Origin of the sequence: Exiguobacterium sp. ZOR0005 (assembly GCF_000798975.1) — a bacterium.
GTDB lineage: Bacteria > Bacillota > Bacilli > Exiguobacteriales > Exiguobacteriaceae > Exiguobacterium > Exiguobacterium aurantiacum.
On record NZ_JTLB01000022.1, the window covers coordinates 105,600 to 124,880 of the forward strand.

Sequence of the window (19,281 nt, forward strand, 5' to 3'; positions counted from 1 at the left end):
ACAACCGGGTCATCTTACCATATCTTCTCGCGCTTATCCATCCGGCGGTCCGTCGTCTTTGTACCACTTGTCATCGGCCCATAAGATCGGCGGGCTTTCTTCGTCCCCTTCTAGCTTCTCGCCATGGCGATTCATGATCACCACGAACGTGACGACACTGCCGACGACGACGAACGCCATCATCCAAAACGAGAGCATCGCGGCCCCTCCTCTTCAATCGTGACAATTTTGTCTAACAACGGCGTGATACTTATCCTATGTCTCGTTGCCAATTCTCGGTACCGTTAAGAGTAGACTAAACGGAAATGGGTGAATCGATTGAACAACATCGCAATTATCGGCGGCGGCATCACCGGCATGGCAGCCGCCTATTATGCCAAACAAGCCGGGGCACACGTCACACTTTATGAAGCTAGTGATCGAATCGGAGGGAAGATCAAGACGATCTATCGGGATGGGTTCGTCCTAGAGTGTGGACCGGATGGCTACATGGCGCGCAAGCCGACACTCACCGAACTGATCACTGAACTCGGTCTTGACGAGCAGCTCGTCCGCTCGAAGACGGGCACATCATACATATACGTCCGCAACAAGTTGCGTCAAATGCCGGCCGGGTCGGTCATGGGGATCCCGACAAAGTTCTGGCCGATGGTGAAGACCGACCTGTTCACGTGGCGTGGAAAATTCCGGGCCGGGCTAGATCTCGTGCTTCCCCGCGTCTACGCGGGCGAGGATCTATCGCTCGACACGTTCTTTCGCACCCGGCTCGGCTCTGAAGTCGTCGAATCGATGATCGAACCGCTCTTATCGGGAATTTATAACGGGACGCTCGAAGATATGAGCATCGAGTCTACTTTCCCTCAGTTTATCACGATTGAACAGAAAAGACGTAGCCTCATCCTCGGCATGAAAGCACTCACACCGCCCGTTCAAGCCGGGGTGAAACCGCAGGAATCCGGGAAGTTCCTATCGCTTCGAAACGGACTCGGCACCTTGATCGAGGCACTCCGTCCATCGATTGACCGGCTCCATACAGACGTCTCCGTCACCGCGGTCCGCCCTCACGAAGTCGAGCTCGCAGACGGCACGGTCGAGCGGTTTGACGGTGTCATTCTCGCCACGTCCCCGCACGCACTCGGTCCGATGCTCGGCATCGAACCGGCCCGTCAACTGTCGTCGCTCAAGCGGACGTCCTCATTGACGGTACTCGCGGCTTTCAAGGACGCAGATGTCGCCGCCCTCGACGGCACCGGTTACGTCATCGCTAAATCTGAAGGCAACGCCTTGACCGCCTGTAGCTGGATGCATAAAAAGTGGCCACATATGGCACCGAAAGGGACGGCGCTTCTTCGCGTCTATATCGGTTCAGACTTCGTCCCAGACCTTCTGCTCGAGTCGGAAGATGCCATTGCCGCATTCGCCTTGGACGAACTCCGGAAGATCCAACAAGTCGGGACGCCGCTTTTCACGAAAGTCGAGCGCCACATCGACTCGATGCCTCAGTACGAAGTCGGTCATAAACATCATGTGCAGGCGTTTGAAGACGCCGTCGCTCGACTCGAAGGGGTCGAAGCGTGTGGGGCGATTCTGCATGGGGTCGGCCTTCCGGACTGTGTCGACTCCGCGAAACGTGCCGTCGAACGGCTGATGAAGAAACAAGAGGTGCCGGTATGAGACACATCGACTATAACGAAAACCCGTTCATCGTCATTTGGGAAGTGACCCGGGCCTGTGCCTTGTCATGTGTTCATTGCCGGGCGGAGGCCCAATATCATCGGTATCCGGACGAACTCGATACGTCGCAAGGAAAAGCGCTCATCCGCGAGATTCACGCGATGGATAACCCGATTCTCGTCTTCACCGGTGGAGACCCGCTTATGCGTGAGGACTTGTTCGAACTGACCCACTACGCCGCTTCCCTCGGCATGCGCGTCTCGATGACGCCTTCGGCGACGCCCCGCGTCACTCATGACGCCGTAAAACGGGCGAAAGAAGCCGGACTGACGCGTTGGGCGTTCTCACTCGATGGACCGGACGCCAAATCGCACGACTATTTCCGCGGGACGCGCGGCAGTTTTGAACGGACTATCAAGGGCATCTCCTTCTTCCGCGAAGAAGGGATGTCGTTTCAAATTAATACGACTGTCACCGAGTATAACGTCGACCGCTTGCCCGAGATCGCCAAACTCGTCGGTGAGCTCGGCGTCTCGGTGTGGACGCTGTTCTTCCTCGTCCCGACCGGTCGTGGTTCACTCCTACAACCGATTTCACCGGAACGACATGAAGACGTGCTGCGCTGGGCGTTCGCACTTCAAGAAGACGTCCCGTTCATCATCTCCACGACCGAGGCACAGTTCTACCGGCGCGTGGCGAGACAAGAAAACCAGCGACGAAAAGACGAAGGACTGCCGCCGATCGGTCATCCGCACGACGATCTTGCGAAAGCACCGCGCGGCACAAATGACGGAAACGGCTTTGTCTTTATCTCGCATACGGGCGACGTCCAACCGTCCGGCTTCCTCCCGATCAAGTGCGGCAACGTGAAACAGACCCCGCTCGCCGAGATTTATCGTCACCACCCCGTGTTCAAGTCACTTCGGGACCCGGATACGCACGGCGGCAAGTGCGGCTACTGCGAATATCGATACGTATGCGGTGGCTCCCGTGCCCGTGCTCACGCCGTCACCGGCGACTACAAGGCGGAAGAACCGTATTGTGTGTACCAACCGGCACGGACCCCATCTTCTTAAATAGACATGTTTCATTTTTTTGTTTTGTCGTATGATGAATGTAAATATATTGAATTTTTATTTCGTACGATAAAGGTGGAGATGACATGTTCGTGTATATCCCGATTGACGGTTTGTTCTATACCGGTCTCGCACTGATCGCCTTGATCAGCTATCCAATCGCCCATCTCGTCATGCGCATAGGAAAGACGGTCAACGGCGCATTTTACGCGCTCGTCGCCGTCAGTCTCGGTCTATTCTTTTGGCTTGTGATTTGGTTTGACGAAGCAGCGCGGCAACGTGATATGGGGACCATCCCGGTCGTTTTCAATTTTGCGTTCGCCGTCCTGTTATATGCTACGTTTCTCGCACTAAGTTATTTCGTCCTACGTGCCGCCTATCGACGCACACAAGTGAATCGCTAAAAAAGGAGCGCCTGCATCTGCTGGCGCTCCTTTCCTTAATAGGTCACGGTCGTCGGACGGAGCGTCAATTCCCCGTTCTCAACGTCGATCATGACCGTTTGGCCATCCTCGACGTCTCCGGCGAGAATGCTGCGGGCGAGCTTCGTCTCAATCGTCCGCTGCACGTAGCGATTGATCGGACGAGCCCCGAACTGCGGTTCGTACGCCTCGTCCGCGATGAACGTTTTTGCGGCTTCCGAAATTTCGATGCGGATCGAACGGGCCGTCAAGCGGCTTCCCATCCGGGCGACCGCTTTCTCGACAATTTGTCCGATTTGAGCGCGCGTGAGCGGATGGAACAGAATCGTCTCATCGACCCGATTCAAGAACTCCGGTCGGAAGTGACGCCGGAGCCGCTCGATGACTTGGCGTTCTTCTTCCTCATCGATGATGCCGTCTTTCGCGGCCTCAAGCAAGATATCGGCCCCGATGTTTGAGGTCATGATGACAATCGTGTTCTTGAAGTCGACGACTCGGCCATGCGAGTCGGTGAGACGTCCGTCATCGAGCAGTTGCAGTAAGATGTTGAATACGTCGGCGTGCGCTTTTTCGACTTCGTCGAGCAACAATACCGAGTACGGGCTACGCCGCACCGCTTCCGTCAATTGGCCGCCTTCTTCGTAACCGATATACCCTGGAGGCGCCCCGACGAGACGCGACACAGCATGTTTTTCCATATATTCGCTCATATCGAGACGGACGATATGGTCTTCCGAGTCGAACATCGCTTCGGCGAGCGCTTTGCCGAGCTCGGTTTTCCCGACCCCGGTCGGTCCGAGGAAGAGGAACGACCCAATCGGGCGGTTCGGATCTTTAATACCGGCCCGAGCCCGAATGACGGCGTCACTGACGAGACGAATCGCATCGTCTTGTCCGAAGACGCGTTTGTGTAGCACCGTCTCCAAGTTGAGCAACTTATCGCGTTCGCCTTCGGTCAACTTCGTCACCGGGATCCCGGTCCATTTCGAGACGACCTCGGCAATCTCTTCTTCGGTCACTTCTTCCCGGACGAGTTCACGCGTCACTGCCCCGGCGAGTCGTTCCGCTTCAGCAAGTTCACGTTCGAGCTCCGGGATGCGTCCATATTTCAGCTCAGAGGCCCGGTTCAAGTCGTAACGACTCTCCGCTTCCTGCAGCTCGAGCTTCACTTTCTCTAAATCTCCGCGAATATGTTGGACGCGGTGCGTCGATTCTTTCTCGTTCTCCCAGCGCAAGCGGAGCGCGTCAGCCTGCTCCCGAGTGGAGGCGAGCTCTTGTTGGAGCGCCTCAAGCCGTTTCTTCGAGGCATCGTCGCTCTCTTTCTTCAGCGCCGCTTCCTCGATTTCGAGCTGCATGACGCGACGGACGAGCTCATCGAGTTCGGCCGGCATCGATTCCATCTCGGTCCGAATCATCGCACATGACTCATCGACGAGGTCAATCGCCTTGTCCGGCATGAAGCGGTCGGTGATGTAGCGATTTGACAATACGGCCGCCGCGACGAGCGCGTTGTCGTGGATGCGGACCCCGTGGTGAATCTCGAAGCGTTCCTTCAAACCACGCAAGATCGAGACCGTGTCTTCGACGTCTGGTTCGTCGACGAGCACTTGTTGGAACCGCCGCTCAAGCGCCGGGTCTTTCTCGATATATTGGCGATATTCATCGAGCGTCGTCGCACCGATACAGTGGAGCTCCCCACGCGCGAGCATCGGCTTCAACATATTACCGGCGTCCATCGCCCCTTCTGATTTACCAGCGCCGACAATCGTGTGCAACTCATCGATGAAGAGAATAATTTTCCCTTCCGCCTCTTTCACTTCGTTCAAGACGGCTTGAAGCCGCTCCTCAAACTCCCCGCGATATTTGGCGCCGGCGACGAGCGAACTCATGTCGAGGCTGAAAATCGTCTTGTCTTTCAGACTTTCCGGCACGTCGCCGCGAACGATCCGTTGGGCGAGCCCTTCGACGATGGCCGTCTTCCCGACTCCAGGTTCCCCGATCAAGACAGGGTTATTCTTCGTTTTTCGGCTCAAGATGCGGATGACGCGGCGAATCTCGCTATCGCGTCCGATGACGGGGTCGATTTTCCCGGTCTTCACTTCTTGAATCAAGTCGCGGCCATATTTCGTCAATACGTCATACGTCGCCTCTGGTGACTTCGACGTGATGCGCCGATTCCCGCGGACGGCGACGAGCGCTTCCCGCAGTTTCTCTTCCGTCACACCTTTCCGTTCGAGCATGCTTTGCGCTTGGCTCTTGTTCAGCAAGATTCCAAGCAAGACGTGCTCGACCGAGACGTACTCGTCATTCATGCCGGTCGCCTCACGTTCAGCCGTCGTCAACACGTTCAAAAGTGACGCCGAAATCATCGGTGTCGTCGGGTTTTGCAGTTTCGGTGCATTTTTGAGCGCCATCGCGACTTCCGCCTCGATCTCACCGACGTTCAACTCCATCTTCTGCAATAAGAGCGGGATGATGCCATCCGCTTGAGAGATCATCGAGGCGAGCACGTGCCATTCGTTCATCTCGCTATGATGATACTGCTTGGCGAGCGCTTGTGAACTGACAATACTTTCATGGGCTTTATCGGTAAATCGATTGAAATCCATCACGTTTCCTCCTTATGCTCAGCGTTCGAGTTGTTCATAAACAGATCGGTGGGCGGCATCGAGCGGTAACTCGACTTCAAGCTGGACGAACAGGTCCGAGCGAACTTTCGCCGCTGTCATGAAGCCGCGTCCTGGAATCCGCATCCGCTGTCCGGGACGCGATCCTGGCTTGACCTTCAATTTGACACGACCGCCGTCAAGCGTCGCGACGACGACTTCGGTCCCGTCGAGGAACGCGAGCGGACGCAACCGTTTGACGGTGATGACGTTCGCCCCTTCACGCCGGTACGTCTCGTCATCCGTGAAATGAAGCTCGACGTAGACGTCGCCCCGGTCCCCGGACTGTCCGACTTTGCTGCTCTTGCCTTTCAGACGGAGCTTCTGTCCTTCGTGCGCCCCTTTTGGAATCTTCACATTGACCGTTCCCGTCTGAAGTCGCAGGCTTACTTTCGAGTCGGACGTCAGCTGGCTGAGCGGCACGTTGACACGGACCGTTTCATCCAAGTCCTCTTCGACCGCCTGATCGAAGAAGCTGCCAAACATGTCCTCGAAACCGAACGTGCGCGACGTCGTCCGAGAACCGCCCCCAAATTGGCGGAACAAGTCCTCAAACTGGGCCGAACCTTCGCCATACCCGTCACCGCTATAAGTCCCTTGGCCGAACGTTGGTCCTTCGGCGCTTCCGTAACGGTCATAGTTCGCTTTCTTCTCCGGGTCGCTCAACACGTCAAACGCTTCTTGGATCGCCTTGAACTTGTCTTGTGCGCCCGGATCTTTATTGACGTCCGGATGATATTGTTTGGCCAACTTGCGATAAGCTCGTTTAATGTCCTGGTCCGATGCCTGTTTCGACACCCCGAGGACGTCATAATAATTTTTTGCCATCTCGTTTCACCTCACCTATCCCTTTCCCGATTCTGATAAGTCTATTCTACCCAATTGGTCAAAGAAGGTCAAAGAATACCCTCGCTATTATGTGTACGAAAAAAAGAAGGACTTCGTTTCATCACGAAGTCCCCACGATTAGAAATATACTTTTGGCGCAGACATACCTTCTTCGAACACGATCGTCACTTCTTGGTTGCCGCCAAGCGACGTGACGTTGATTCGGACCGGTACGCTCCGGTTGTACTCCCAACGGTTCTCAAGCAATCCGACGATATGTTGGGTGAAACCGACGAGTTCGGCCCGGCTGTAGAATTGAATCGGAATGTCAATTTCAAGCCGCGACAAATCGCCGTTTTGATAGAACCCTTTCCCGATCATCCCACTGAAGTCTGGGAACACATCGGCGATCCGGTCGCTGAACAACGTGAACTTCTGGGCATCATCCCGTACTTCGTTCGTCGCCGTGCCCGACGGGAAGTAATAGTACCTCTCATCGATCGCTTTCCAGTCACCGGCAGCGACGCCGTCTCCCTTGCCGACAAACGCCGACTTGATATAGTTGCCCGGCGTCGGAGAGCCTTGGGACGACTTCATATAGAGCGCGACGTTGATATCGAGGTCTTTAAAATCTTCTCGCGCGCGCAACTGACCGACAAGTTCATTCGCCATCCGTTCCCCTTCGGCGATGACTTTTTTCTCGTCCAACCGTTCCGTGTAGGTCGGTCCGAAATTCGGGGCTTGGAAGACGTACTCCCGGTTCAAGATGAGGGCGAACGACACACCGCCGAGTTCGTATCCGTTGTCGGCTTTGCGCATGTAATTTTGTTCGACGAGCGAAGCCAAGTAGAGCGGTGACTCTTTATTGGCATCGACGAAGTCAGCTTCCGACACCTCGGCCGTCCCGTTCGCATACGACGGGTTGAGCGGCACGAGCGCGCCTTCTTCCTGACTCTTGTCTTTACGCCCGAGCAGGCGTGACACGTCGCCGCTATTTAATAACTGTCCTTCTTGATACGCAAACTGGTCCGGGTTGAACGCTCCCGTCGAGTGGCGCATCAATCCGAGTTCGACTTCTTCAAGCTCGAGCGACGAGCTGACTTGTCGTTGAGCAAGACCACGCGCTGCGGCCGATTTGAACGGGATGACCATCTGATAGTAGGAGTCCCGCGCTTCAATCGCCGGCGTCACGCCTTCTGACGTCGGTTCGTTCCCGGTCGGCGTTGCTTCTTCCTCCCCCATCGGGATTTTCATTGAACATCCGCTAAGTAGCAGGCTAGCCGCCACAGCGGGAATGATGAGTTGCTTCCATTTCATCTATGTCTAAACTCCTTTAGTAAATCGATTCATCGTACACTTCGTCCATTATAACAAAATCGTCGGATGAAAAAAGTGTCGAAGCGGAATCAGTCCGTCTCCATACGAAAACGCCCTTCGATGTGACAGTCGAAGGGCGTCGATTCAAGCTTTTCTAGACGGGCGACGCCAGTGCGTCAAAGCGAACAACCCAAGAATGATCAAGACGAGTCCGAGCGCCGTCACCCACGTGCCGGTCGAGCCGGTCAGTGGAAGTGTTCCTTGTTCAGGAGTGACCGGTGTCGTCGGTTCCGGGACGTACACAGAGTCATCTTCTCGTTCCGGAATCGCTTGTTTGACGTGGACGGTTGCTTCAGCCGACCGGGAGACGCGATTTCCGCTCACTTCGAACGTGAACGTGACACGGTTCGTCAGTGTGCCGCCGGCCCGGACATCATAGGACGGGAGCAACACTTTCTCCATCTCGAGCACGATTTCTTCGCCCGGGACGAGTCCGTTCTCGACTTCGGCGAGTGCCCGCATTCCGTCACGGAGCGTCTCCGTTGTCTCTTGCTGTTCCGTTTCGGTCAACGCCCCGCTCGTCCATTCTTCCATCACATCGACGAAATAAAGCGTGACGTTCGACGTGTTCGTGATCGTATACGTGTAGACGATTGTGTCGCCTGGGTGAACCGTTTTCGGGTTCGCTACTTTCGTCACCGTGAAGTCGATACGGTTCAACAAGACGATCTGTTGACTCTCGGCATCGACGACGCGACCGAGCTCGTCACTCGCCGCGACACGGAAGACGTTCCCGATTTCTGGATGGGTCATGTCATCATAGTCGCTAGGCACTTCGAGATTGACCGTCGTTTCGACCCGTTCTCCCGGGGCGAGACCGTCCGTCCCGATGAGGTCCGTCAATCTCGTGTTCACCGTCTCGTTGAAGGCTTTCACTGCGTCAGCATCGATGCCGCCGCTGAAGAACTCGTCTTCAATCGACGTGATGGTCAGCGTCGTCTCGCCCGTGTTCTCAATCACGAACGTATACGGAATCATCCCGCCGACGACGGCTTGATCGATATTTGCTTCTTTACCGACCTCGAGTCCAATCACCTTGTCCGGGACGACCGTCACTGTCACATCGGTACAATCAGCCGGAATCGCTTCATCCGGTCCTTCCACACCGATGCAAAACGTGTTCGTCACGTCTGTCTCCATGTCAACGTCCGGTGCGAACGTATCGAATTGGATCGTCGTCGTGCCGACCGGGATGACGGGGAACGTCCAGTAGAAGGCGGGCGGTCCGCTCACAACGGTCGGGACGGGCGTTTCCACCCCATCTGGTCCGAGCACTTCGACAGAATCCGCGACGACCGTCAATGCTTCCGGAACCGTATCGGATACCGAGAAATTTTCAATCGGGGCGCCGTCCACGTTGATGACGAGACGGTACGTCAACAAGTCACCGGCAAGCACTTCCGTGATCGCTCCGTCAGCGCCGAGGGCGAGCTTTTCAATCGTGACCGTCGGGGCAACCGTCGTCGCGGCCACTTCTTCCACCATCGTCTCGACTTCAGCGAGCGGTTGTTCCACCACTTCTTCGGCATCAACAGTTTGTTCTGTCGTCGCTTCGACTGCCTCCACCGCTTCTTCGGCATCGGTCACCGGTTCAGATTCTTCTTCATTTCCAATCGCTTCGGACGCCGAGGCGATCGCTTCCGCTGCCGGTTCGGCTGTGATCGTGAACGCGGTGAATGAATATGGGACGCGTTCTTCATCGTATAGCGTGATCGTCTCGATCAGCGCCGAATCGACATGTTCGGCATCAATCATGAAACGCCAGCTGTCGGCGGTCTCACGGACCCCATAATATGTCACATCCTCATACACGAGGCTTGCTTCATATAGACTGTCCGCCTCTTCTACCGTCAGTTCGACTTGAGCGAAAATCGTGCTCGTCTCTTCCGCGTGCAGGACGTTCGGTGTGAGCATGCCGATGAGTAAAACGAATAAAGCGATAAGTGCTGTCACTTGACGTTTGGCGCTTCCCATGGTGGTCCCCTCCTCTAAGATGAATGCCTGTCTGCGACACAGCTATCCGATGACAGCGCCGGGCACGGAGGGGGAAGAGAGGATGATTGTGCGCGAGTCGTGGTGTCAAAGGGTCCTCTAATTCAGGAATATTTTCCAAATGGTTTGGATACTATTCATTACCCTTCCCACGTTTCAGCGAACCCGTCGAAACTCAGGATTTTTTGAACGTTAGGTCAATGAAAAAAAGTCCTCGATTGGAACAGACCACCATTTGGTCCATTCCAATCGAGGACGGTCATATCACGCATGATCCGCCAAAAAGGCGAGCAGCGCCGCTTCATCCCACACTTCGATGCCGAGCGTCTCCGCTTTTGCAAGCTTCGATCCGGCCTTCTCACCGGCGACGAGCAGGTCTGTGTTCTTGCTGACACTACCGGTCACGCTCGCTCCGAGAAGCTCGAGCCGCTTCCCGGCCTCGCCGCGTGTCATTTCGTGAAGTTTCCCGGTCAAGACGACCGTCTTCCCCGCCATCGGGGCGTCCGTGTCGACAGGTCGTTTCGCACCTTTGAACGTCAAGTTGACGCCTGCTTCATCAAGTTCCCGGACGAGTTCACGTGCCTCCGGCTTCTCGAAATAGAGCGTGATCGATTCGGCCATCTTCGTGCCGATGCCATCGATCGCGGTCAAGTCTTCCACGGAGGCTGTCATGATCATGTCCATCGTCTCGAATCGCTCGGCAATGAGCGTCGCCGCTTTTTGCCCGACGAGCCGAATGCCGAGGGCGAATAAGACGCGTTCGAGTGAGTTTTGTTTTGATTGGTCGATCGCCGCGAGCAAGTTCGACACCGACGTCTCTCCCATCCGTTCGAGCGCGAGGAGCGCCTCACGATCAAGCCGATACAAATCGGCGACGTTGTGGACGAGACTCGCTTCGTGGAGCTGGGTAATCACTTTTTCACCGAGACCGTCGATGTTCATCGCCGGACGCGACACGAAATGGATGAGCCCTTCGAGCAGCTGGGCCGGACATTCCGGATTGACGCAGCGATGGTCCGCCTCGCCTTCTAACCGGACAAGTTCCGAACCACAAGCCGGACAATGTGTCGGGAAGACGATTTCCGTCTCGTTCCCGGTCCGCTCACTCTCAATCGCCGAGACGACGGCCGGGATGACGTCCCCGGCCTTTTTGATGACGACCCGGTCGAACAAGTGCAAATCCTTCTCTTTAATGAAGTCCTCATTATGAAGTGTCGCGTACGTCACGGTCGACCCGGCGACAAGCACCGGTGCAAAACGGGCACGCGGTGTCACTTTCCCGGTCCGTCCGACGCTGAAGTCGACGGCTTCGATCGTCGTCACGACTTCCTCGGCCGGAAACTTATACGCGACGGCCCAGCGTGGACTTTTCGCCGTGAAACCGAGCTGTTCTTGCTCTTCATACGCCGCGACTTTAATGACGATGCCGTCGATCTCGTACGGCAGTTCGGTCCGTTTCGTCACGTACGTCTCGATGTAGTCCCATAACTCATCGGCCGTCTGACACGTCGTATATTCTTGGCTGACGGCGATGCCGAGACGCCCTAAATATGCGAGCGCCTCGTCATGCGACGCGACGAGGTCGTCGGTCGAGACGAGCCCGTACGCGAAGAATGCCAAGTTGCGCGAAGCCGCGATCTTCGAGTCGAGTTGCCGGAGCGAGCCCGCCGCGGCATTGCGCGGGTTGGCGAACAACGCCTCACCCATCCGTTCCCGCTCATCGTTCAAATGTTCGAACGAACGCTTCGGCATGTACGCCTCGCCACGCACTTCGAGCGTGACGTCTTCGTTCAGCCGGAGCGGAATCGAGCGGATCGTCTTCAAGTTTTGTGTGATGTCCTCACCCGTCGTCCCGTCGCCCCGCGTCGCCCCGCGCACGAGACGGCCGTCTTCGTACTTAAGAGAGACGGCGAGACCGTCAAACTTGAGTTCGGCGACGAAGAGCGGACGATACCCGAGATCTTTCTCGATGCGGTCGACCCATTCGATGAGTTCTTCCTTCGTGAAGACGTTTCCGAGCGAGAGCATCGGTGTGTCGTGCGTCACTTTGACGAACGCGTCGAGCGGAGGCGCACCGACCCGTTGCGTCGGTGAGTCCGGACTCCGCAACTCCGGATAATCGGTCTCGATTTGGATGAGCTCGTTCATGAGCCGGTCGTATTCAGCGTCCGGCACACTCGGCCGGTCGAGCACATAATACTCATAGCCGTACTGGTTCAATTGTTTCCGTAGCGTCTCTACTCGTTCTGTCATCTCCATACCATCACCTCACGCTTTTTCAATCGGGGCGAACTTGGCGAGCAGACGCTTGATTCCGACCGAAGGGAAAGCGATGTCGAGCTCGAGCTGGTCCCCTTCCCCGCGTGTCTGCACGACCGTTCCTTGACCCCATTTTTTATGGTTCGCTTTATCGCCGACGTTCCAGCCGATCGACTCGGCACCTGACGATTGGGCGAGCTTCGGCTTCGGTTTCGAGCTGAAACCGTTGACCGGAAGTTTCCCAGGTGATTCGACCGGATTCCACGGCATCGCCTTCTTCGCTTTTCCTGAGCGCTCGAGGAGCGTCTCCGGCAACTCGTGCAAGAAACGTGACTCCGGGTTGTTTTGGAACCGACCGTACAGCATACGGGATTGGGCCCGCGTCAAATAGAGGCGCTTCTCCGCTCGGGTGATGCCGACGTAGGCGAGACGGCGCTCTTCTTCCATCTCTTCCGGGTCGTTCAAAGAGCGGCTATGCGGGAACAGTCCTTCTTCCATCCCGATCAAGAAGACGACCGGGAATTCGAGTCCTTTCGCCGAATGGAGCGTCATGAGCGTCACTTGGTGCAACTCGTCGACTTCTTCGAGCGAATCGAGGTCCGAGACGAGCGTCAAATCGGTGAGGAAGGCGACGAGCGTCTGTTCATCGCTTTCTTTCTCGAAGTTTTGAGCGACCGATAAAAATTCCTGCAAGTTCTCGAGCCGGCTTTCCGCTTCGAGCGTCTTCTCGATTTTAAGCATCTCTTCATAACCTGACTTCTTCAACACTTCTTCAATCAACTCGGAAATCGACAAGTAGTCCGCCATTTGACGAAGGTCGATGATGAGTTTTCGGAACTCGGCGAGTTTCGTCGCCGTCCGTGGTGCGATGCCGGACAGTTCGATATCACGAATCGCTTCCATGAGCGAGACGCCTTGCATCGATGCGAAATCACCGAGCTTGTCGACCGTCGCCGCGCCGATGCCGCGTTTCGGTTCGTTGACGACTCGCACGAACGAGATGTCCTCATCCGGGTTGGCGATCAAGCGCAAATACGCCAACACGTCTTTAATTTCTTTTCGTTCATAGAACTTCGTGCCGCCGACCATCTTGTATGGGATGTTCGATTTGAGAAGCATCTCCTCAAGACCACGTGATTGGGCGTTCGTCCGGTACAACACGGCCATCTCGCCGTAATCGATGCCTTCTTGACGCAGCTCTTTCATTTGATTGATGATGAAGAACGCTTCGTCGCGGTCGTCCGAGGCGACATGTAAGAGGAGTTTCTCCCCTTCGGCGTTCTCCGTCCAGAGCTGTTTGTCTTTACGACCCGAGTTGTTTTGGATGACACCGTTCGCCGCCTCCAAAATCCGTTTCGTCGAGCGGTAGTTCTGTTCGAGCAAGATGACGTGCGCGCTCGGATAGTCCTTCTCGAACGTCAAGATGTTGGCGATGTCCGCGCCGCGCCAGCGATAAATCGATTGGTCCGAGTCACCGACGACGCACAAGTTCTCATGTGCCTCGGCGAGCAGCTTGACGAGCGTGTATTGGGCCCGGTTCGTATCTTGATACTCGTCGACGTGGATGTATTGGAACTTCTTCTGATAAAACGCGAGCACGTCTGGCGCTTCCTGGAACAATTGAATCGCCTTCATGATCAAATCATCGAAATCAAGGACGTTGTTGTGCTTCAACTTCTTCTCATACGCCGTATATACGTCCGAGATGACTTTCTCGTACGGGTTGTTGCCGACGAGTGCGGCCGCGTCTTGCGGCGTGCGAAGCTCGTTCTTATGGTTCGAAATCATGCCGAGGAGCGTCCGCGGCTCATACTTCTTCGGGTCGAGGTTCAGCTCTTTGAGCACTTGCTTGATCGCCGTCAACTGATCGGACGAGTCAAGAATCGAGAAGTTCCGATCATAACGGATGCGGTCGATATCTCGGCGCAAGATCCGGACGCACATCGAGTGGAACGTCGAGATCCAAATGTCGTCCGCGACACCGCCGACGAGACGGGCGATCCGGTCTTTCATCTCACGGGCCGCCTTGTTCGTGAACGTGATGGCGAGAATGTTCCATGGTGCAATCTGTTTCGATGCCATCAAATAAGCGACGCGGTGCGTCAAGACACGTGTTTTCCCTGACCCGGCCCCTGCCATGATGAGCAGTGGGCCGTCCGTATATTTGACTGCCTCCGCTTGTGGAGGGTTCATGCCTTTGACCAATTCTTCACTCAAGTTATACATAATCGTTTCCTTTCTTCGTTCCAAACGTTTGTTCTTATTTTATCGGAGTGCCGCTACAGTCGCAAGCGCTCCGTCGAGATTCTCGTAAATGACGTTTCCGACGACGATCGTATCGACGTGCGCAGCCATCTTCATCGCTGCTTCTGCCCCGTCGATCCCGCCCCCATAAAACAAATGGGCGTCCGGGACGGCGAGGCGCACTTCTTTGACGACGTCCGGCGAGCCGAACGTGCCGCTATATTCAAGGTAAAGGGATGGCAGACGGAACAGGTGGTGGCCGGTCTCGGCGTAAGCGACAACTTGCTCGAGAGAGAGCTCGGTTCGCGCCTCGGTCACCTCGGCGACTTTCGCCGCCCCATTCAAAACGATGTACCCTTGCCCGGTCACGTGACGTGCTTCAAACAAATGCCCGTGGCGTTCGAACGCCCGGACTTGATGACCGACCACCCAGTCGACCGTCCCGGCGTTCAACACGGTCGGGATGAAGTAATGGTCGAACCCTCGTATCGTCTGGTCCGGGTGACTCAACTCAAGTGCGACCGGGACGCCACATCCGTTCAGCCGATTGAACAACGTGAACGTGTTCTCGGCATCGATGCCGTCCGTACCGCCGATAAGAAAGGCATCCGTGCCCGACTGAATGAGCGCCGACAGCGCCTCATCCTCCAGCCGCTTGTTCGGGTCGAGCTTAAATACGTGGCGCCAGGCGTGAAAATCCATTCGAAGTCCCTCCATTCGATACCTCCTCTAGTGTAGCGATTTTTTTAGTCGGTTGCATCTGTTGACGAAAAAAAGACTTGCCGAAGCAAGTCTTAAACACGACGGGCCGCGGCCCGTCGTTCCCGGTCCGTCAACCATTTCGCGACGAGAAGCGCAAACGCGCCGTACACCGGGACGAACCAGAGCGGATTGGCGAGAAAGAAGCCGAGCACCGGGATATCGAGCAACGGCGAATCCGGTGAGCAGAGCGCCGTCCCGTTGACGATCGCGATGAACGGTAAGACGGGAACGACGAACACGTAACCGAAGTTGATCCAAAATGCCTTCATGGTGTTGTCTCCTTAACCTAAGATAATCGATTCTTTCGGATAGTTGTACATCCGTTTCGGCTGTCTCCGTTGCAAGATCAAGATGAAGGCGATGACCCCGATCCGACCGATGAACATCAAGATGGTGAGCACCCATTTGCCGACGTTCGAGAACTCAGAAGATAGTCCGACCGAAAGCCCCGTCGTCCCGAACGCCGAGCACGCCTCGAACAAGATTCGCGTGAGCGAAGCATCTTCAAAGAACGCGAGCACCATGACACCCGAGAGTAAGACAGCGAGCGAGACGGTAATGATGACGAACGCTTTCCAAATGTCCTCGAGCACAATCTCGCGCCCGAAAATCTTGATCGACGAGTCACCGCGGATGAACGCGATGACCCCGAGCACGGCGACGGCGAACGTCGTCGTCCGAATCCCTCCACCGACCGAAGACGGGGAGGCGCCGATAAACATGAGGATCGACAAGAGCAACATGCTCCCTTCCGAGAACAAGTTCACGTCGACGGTCGACAGTCCCCCGTTTCGTGTCGTCACGGACTGGAACAGCGAGTCCGACAGCGCGAGCCAGAGCGGTAACTCTTTGAACGCGTTGTTGTATTCGAACAAGAACAACCCGACCGTTCCGACGGCGATCAAAATGAAGAACGTCGACACGGTCAACTTCGTGAATAAAGAGAAACGGCGAGGGAAGTTCTCCCGCTTGCGCATGATCCGGCTCGTCAAATACGTTCGAATCTCGATGAGAACCGGGAACCCGATCGCACCGCCGGTCATGAGCACGATTTGTGTGAAGATGACGAACGGATCTTCCCGGAACGGCGCGAGCGAGCTACCGGTAATATCAAACCCGGCGTTCGTCGTCGCACTGACCGCCCCGAACAGCCCCTGCAGGAACGCTTCTCCGGCCGTGTCAAAGTAGTTTAAGTAATGGAAACCGAGCAACACCGCCCCGACCGCCTCGATCGCGATGACGGTGATGACGATTTCCGTGATGTATTTGATGATACCAGACATCGACGTCTGGTTTTGGTCACGTAAAATGAGTTGCCGCTCGCGGAAGCCGATGCGCTTCCCGAGCAAGATCCACATGATGACGTGAAGACTGATCAACCCGACACCGCTCACTTGAACGATGAACAAGATGATGAATAGACCGAACGTCGAGAACGTGTCCGCGACGACAATCGGGGTGAGGCCGGTGACACTGACACAACTGACCGCGAAAAAGACGAGGTCGGTGAACGTGATCGTCACCCCGGGCTTGTGCGCGATCGGCAGAGCGAGCAGAATGATCGACAAAAGCGCGGCCGCGCTGTAGATCAACACGAGCGTTTGGACCGGTGTCAGCTTTCGGAAGAACAGCTGTAAATTTCGTTTCATAAACTTGTCTTTCATCATGCCCCTCCTTTCCATCAAAAACAAGATGACTCTTACGAGTCACCTTTGTCTGATTGGTTTAGGCGTTCAAGGGCAAGGTCATAGCCACCTGACCCGTAGTTCAAGCAACGCTTGACACGGGAAATCGTAGCCGTCGAAGCACCTGTCGCTTCTTCAATTTTATGATATGTGCTACCTTCACGAATTTGGCGCGCCACTTCTAACCGTTGGGCTAACGCTTGAACTTCGTTGACGGTCGCTAAATCTTCGAACAATTGATAGCAGTCTTCGAGCGTGTCGAGCTTCAAGATCGCCTCAAACAGCTGATCGAGTTCACGCCCTCTTAATTTATCGAGTTGCATCCGCAAGCATCCTCTCTCCATCGTACTTCTTTATCATTCTAAAGCACGACCGCCTCGGACTCAACTGTTCATCGCAAAATCGCTGGAAATAGTATTTGTTTTTTCATCACTTCGTAAATTCCGAGCGGTGTCGCACGCACGTACGGCAAGTGGGTCGAGGCGAGAAACAGTAGCGTGTAAATCGGGTCTTCGAAGTGATACCCGCGTGCCACGAGTTCATTGCGCAACTGTTTTTCTTGATAAATGAGCCGCTCGACCGGCTCGATCGACGTCATGCCACAGAGCGGGAGCGGGATCTCGGCGATGATCTCGCCGCGGTCGACGAGGACGATGCCGCCGCCAAGTTCTTTCATGCGCGCGAACGCCGTCAACATGTCTTGTTTGCACTTACCGAGGATTAAATAATCGCCGCTGATCGAGTACGAGCTGACGAGACCGCCGAAGTCGTTGGCGAACCCTTTCAATACCGTGTTCAGGCGCCATTTCCCTTCTTTATCGAGCAGCATGAGGAACGACTCGTCCCCGTCGCGTGGCAGTTCGTCTTGTCCGGTGTCGTGTGTGATTTTGAACAGCTTCATGATGACCGAGTTGACCATGTCGAGCCCGACCGGCATACTGAACGACAGGTCGTTTGGGGTCAACTCGATGTCGACGTCCGTCGCTGGCATAAGCGCGAGTGACGCTTCGACCAGCTCGTCCGGGAACAGCGACATCCCGTCACGAACAATCCACTGTCCTTTCGCGATGACACTCGACGGACGCGGGTCATCGATTGCATCCAAAACGTTCAGATGCGCGATACGGCCTGGGGCGATTGAGCCGAGGACGTGATCGAGCCCGAAATGACGGGCCACGTTCAACGACACGATGCGATACGCCTCGATCGGGTCTAAACCAGCCTCGATCATGATGTTCACGAGCGCATCTTGCATGCCGTCCTCATAAAAGCCTGGTGTCGACCCGTCCGTCGTCACCATGAGATGGTCGAACGTCGATAGTCCCGCCTCGAGCAAACCGCGCATCATATGCGGCAAATCCGGGCGAATCGAAGAATGACGCAACGTCGTCGTATACCCATGTTCGAGACGACAGAGCGCCTCTTCGGCTGTCATCGCCTCATGGTCGCTGTGGACACCCATCAGCGCCATTTTCGTGAGCGTCTTCGCCGATGCCCCCGGGAAATGTCCCTCGACCGGAAGACCGCATGTCTCGGCGTCAAGCATCCATTGGAGCATCTCGTCGTCTCCTTTTAACGTCCGCGGCCACGCCGTCAACTCGCCTGCCATGATGACGTCCGGGTGGTTGAACCAGTCGTGGATGCGTTCCGTGTCGACGAGGACGCTGTCGCGATCGAGCTCGGTCTGCGTGTCGAGCCGCGCCCACCAGTACGTGCTCGTCGGGAGTTGTTGCATCGCTTCAAGTTGCGCAAACGCTTGCTCCTTCTCTTGTAAAAAAAGAAGCATGTTGTCGTTCACGAGCGTCGTCGTACCCCGTTCGCCTGCATACTTTGACAGCGTCGCCGGGTTATACAGTTGAAACGGATGCGCATGCGGCTCCATGTAGCCTGGAACGACAAACTTTCCGGAGACATCGACCGTCTCGACCGCCGCTTTCGGCAAGTCCGGTCCGACGTAGACGATGCGGTCATTCTCGATCCAAATGTTCGCTTGTTTCCATTGTTTCACGTACAAATTCAAATAAGTCGCATTCGTCAAGACGAGCGAAGGCGGCCGCACTTGGTCCACGACCTCAAGTTGTGAGCGAATCATCGTTTTTGACCACGGTGCCCGCGCCGATCGTTTAGTTGGCATCGAACCCAGTCCTCCCTTAATCGCTTCATTTATTATCAGAAGATAATTTTGTAAGCGTTTTCTTTATGCTGCTTCAAGTTTACCTTTTCTCTGAAACCGTCGCAAGTTATGTTCACCATTGTAACGAAATTCACACAAAGTTTACACAAATAAAAGACGCTT

General features: G+C 55.5%; 15 protein-coding genes. 3 read left to right on the plus strand and 12 right to left on the minus strand.

Going from position 1 to position 19,281, the window contains the following annotated elements; genetic code table 11:
• Positions 1 to 33: 33 nt before the first annotated feature.
• Positions 34 to 198: a hypothetical protein gene (locus tag L971_RS15180; RefSeq protein WP_167601171.1), complete on the minus strand. Its 165-nt coding sequence runs from the start codon at positions 196 to 198 to the stop codon at positions 34 to 36.
• Positions 199 to 309: 111 nt separating this feature from the next.
• On the opposite strand from L971_RS15180, the gene hemG reads away from it, so the two are divergent.
• From hemG to L971_RS09390, 3 genes are all read left to right on the plus strand, one after another.
• A complete protein-coding gene (gene hemG / locus L971_RS09380; RefSeq protein ID WP_047375516.1) occupies positions 310 to 1,674 on the plus strand; it encodes a protoporphyrinogen oxidase in 1,365 nt (454 codons plus the stop codon).
• Complete coding sequence (locus tag L971_RS09385) at positions 1,671 to 2,750, plus strand: TIGR04053 family radical SAM/SPASM domain-containing protein (RefSeq protein WP_047375518.1); 1,080 nt, start codon at positions 1,671 to 1,673, stop codon at positions 2,748 to 2,750. Before hemG ends, L971_RS09385 begins: the two co-directional genes overlap by 4 nt.
• 86 nt (positions 2,751 to 2,836) lie before the next feature.
• The gene (locus tag L971_RS09390; protein WP_047375520.1) at positions 2,837 to 3,154 is read left to right on the plus strand and encodes a hypothetical protein; all 318 of its coding nucleotides are present in this window, start codon (positions 2,837 to 2,839) and stop codon (positions 3,152 to 3,154) included.
• Positions 3,155 to 3,189: 35 nt separating this feature from the next.
• Here the strand turns inward: L971_RS09390 and clpB are convergent, their stop codons facing one another.
• The 11 genes from clpB to L971_RS09445 all read right to left on the minus strand — a co-directional run bounded on the left by clpB (position 3,190) and on the right by L971_RS09445 (position 19,119).
• Positions 3,190 to 5,781 (minus strand): ATP-dependent chaperone ClpB, encoded by a 2,592-nt coding sequence (clpB, locus tag L971_RS09395; protein ID WP_024371756.1) that lies wholly within the window; start codon positions 5,779 to 5,781, stop codon positions 3,190 to 3,192.
• An 18-nt stretch (positions 5,782 to 5,799) separates the two neighbouring features.
• On the minus strand, positions 5,800 to 6,666 hold the full coding sequence (locus tag L971_RS09400) for a DnaJ C-terminal domain-containing protein (protein WP_047375522.1): 867 nt from the start codon (positions 6,664 to 6,666) through the stop codon (positions 5,800 to 5,802).
• 138 nt (positions 6,667 to 6,804) lie between these two features.
• Complete coding sequence (locus tag L971_RS09405; protein ID WP_024371758.1) at positions 6,805 to 7,983, minus strand: CamS family sex pheromone protein; 1,179 nt, start codon at positions 7,981 to 7,983, stop codon at positions 6,805 to 6,807.
• Between the two features lie 144 nt (positions 7,984 to 8,127).
• Positions 8,128 to 10,017, minus strand: coding sequence for an LPXTG cell wall anchor domain-containing protein (locus tag L971_RS09410; RefSeq protein ID WP_047375523.1), 1,890 nt, complete (start codon positions 10,015 to 10,017; stop codon positions 8,128 to 8,130).
• 282 nt (positions 10,018 to 10,299) lie between these two features.
• Positions 10,300 to 12,294, minus strand: a complete 1,995-nt coding sequence (gene ligA / locus L971_RS09415; protein ID WP_029336058.1) for an NAD-dependent DNA ligase LigA — start codon at positions 12,292 to 12,294, stop codon at positions 10,300 to 10,302.
• A gap of 9 nt (positions 12,295 to 12,303) precedes the next feature.
• Positions 12,304 to 14,520 carry a DNA helicase PcrA gene (pcrA, locus tag L971_RS09420; RefSeq protein ID WP_024371760.1) on the minus strand — a complete coding sequence of 739 codons (2,217 nt, stop codon included), beginning with the start codon at positions 14,518 to 14,520 and terminating at the stop codon, positions 12,304 to 12,306.
• A 39-nt stretch (positions 14,521 to 14,559) separates the two neighbouring features.
• Positions 14,560 to 15,255: a heptaprenylglyceryl phosphate synthase gene (locus L971_RS09425; protein ID WP_034800157.1), complete on the minus strand. Its 696-nt coding sequence runs from the start codon at positions 15,253 to 15,255 to the stop codon at positions 14,560 to 14,562.
• A 77-nt stretch (positions 15,256 to 15,332) separates the two neighbouring features.
• Positions 15,333 to 15,569, minus strand: a complete 237-nt coding sequence (locus tag L971_RS09430; RefSeq protein ID WP_024371762.1) for a hypothetical protein — start codon at positions 15,567 to 15,569, stop codon at positions 15,333 to 15,335.
• A gap of 12 nt (positions 15,570 to 15,581) precedes the next feature.
• Complete coding sequence (locus tag L971_RS09435; RefSeq protein WP_081648612.1) at positions 15,582 to 16,964, minus strand: TrkH family potassium uptake protein; 1,383 nt, start codon at positions 16,962 to 16,964, stop codon at positions 15,582 to 15,584.
• A 35-nt stretch (positions 16,965 to 16,999) separates the two neighbouring features.
• Positions 17,000 to 17,308 (minus strand): YerC/YecD family TrpR-related protein, encoded by a 309-nt coding sequence (locus tag L971_RS09440; RefSeq protein ID WP_024371764.1) that lies wholly within the window; start codon positions 17,306 to 17,308, stop codon positions 17,000 to 17,002.
• A 68-nt stretch (positions 17,309 to 17,376) separates the two neighbouring features.
• Positions 17,377 to 19,119: an adenine deaminase C-terminal domain-containing protein gene (locus L971_RS09445; protein WP_052200347.1), complete on the minus strand. Its 1,743-nt coding sequence runs from the start codon at positions 19,117 to 19,119 to the stop codon at positions 17,377 to 17,379.
• Positions 19,120 to 19,281 lie beyond the last annotated feature (162 nt).

Excerpts from the sequence above, each read along its gene's own strand:
- L971_RS15180 (WP_167601171.1), bottom strand. The coding sequence starts at position 198 with ATGCTCTCGTTTTGGATGATGGCGTTCGTCGTCGTCGGCAGTGTCGTC.
- L971_RS09385 (WP_047375518.1), top strand. The coding sequence starts at position 1,671 with ATGAGACACATCGACTATAACGAAAACCCGTTCATCGTCATTTGGGAA.
- L971_RS09390 (WP_047375520.1), top strand. The coding sequence starts at position 2,837 with ATGTTCGTGTATATCCCGATTGACGGTTTGTTCTATACCGGTCTCGCA.
- clpB (WP_024371756.1), bottom strand. The coding sequence starts at position 5,781 with ATGGATTTCAATCGATTTACCGATAAAGCCCATGAAAGTATTGTCAGT.
- L971_RS09400 (WP_047375522.1), bottom strand. The coding sequence starts at position 6,666 with ATGGCAAAAAATTATTATGACGTCCTCGGGGTGTCGAAACAGGCATCG.
- L971_RS09405 (WP_024371758.1), bottom strand. The coding sequence starts at position 7,983 with ATGAAATGGAAGCAACTCATCATTCCCGCTGTGGCGGCTAGCCTGCTA.
- L971_RS09410 (WP_047375523.1), bottom strand. The coding sequence starts at position 10,017 with ATGGGAAGCGCCAAACGTCAAGTGACAGCACTTATCGCTTTATTCGTT.
- ligA (WP_029336058.1), bottom strand. The coding sequence starts at position 12,294 with ATGGAGATGACAGAACGAGTAGAGACGCTACGGAAACAATTGAACCAG.
- pcrA (WP_024371760.1), bottom strand. The coding sequence starts at position 14,520 with ATGTATAACTTGAGTGAAGAATTGGTCAAAGGCATGAACCCTCCACAA.
- L971_RS09425 (WP_034800157.1), bottom strand. The coding sequence starts at position 15,255 with ATGGAGGGACTTCGAATGGATTTTCACGCCTGGCGCCACGTATTTAAG.
- L971_RS09430 (WP_024371762.1), bottom strand. The coding sequence starts at position 15,569 with ATGAAGGCATTTTGGATCAACTTCGGTTACGTGTTCGTCGTTCCCGTC.
- L971_RS09435 (WP_081648612.1), bottom strand. The coding sequence starts at position 16,964 with ATGAAAGACAAGTTTATGAAACGAAATTTACAGCTGTTCTTCCGAAAG.
- L971_RS09440 (WP_024371764.1), bottom strand. The coding sequence starts at position 17,308 with ATGCAACTCGATAAATTAAGAGGGCGTGAACTCGATCAGCTGTTTGAG.
- L971_RS09445 (WP_052200347.1), bottom strand. The coding sequence starts at position 19,119 with ATGCCAACTAAACGATCGGCGCGGGCACCGTGGTCAAAAACGATGATT.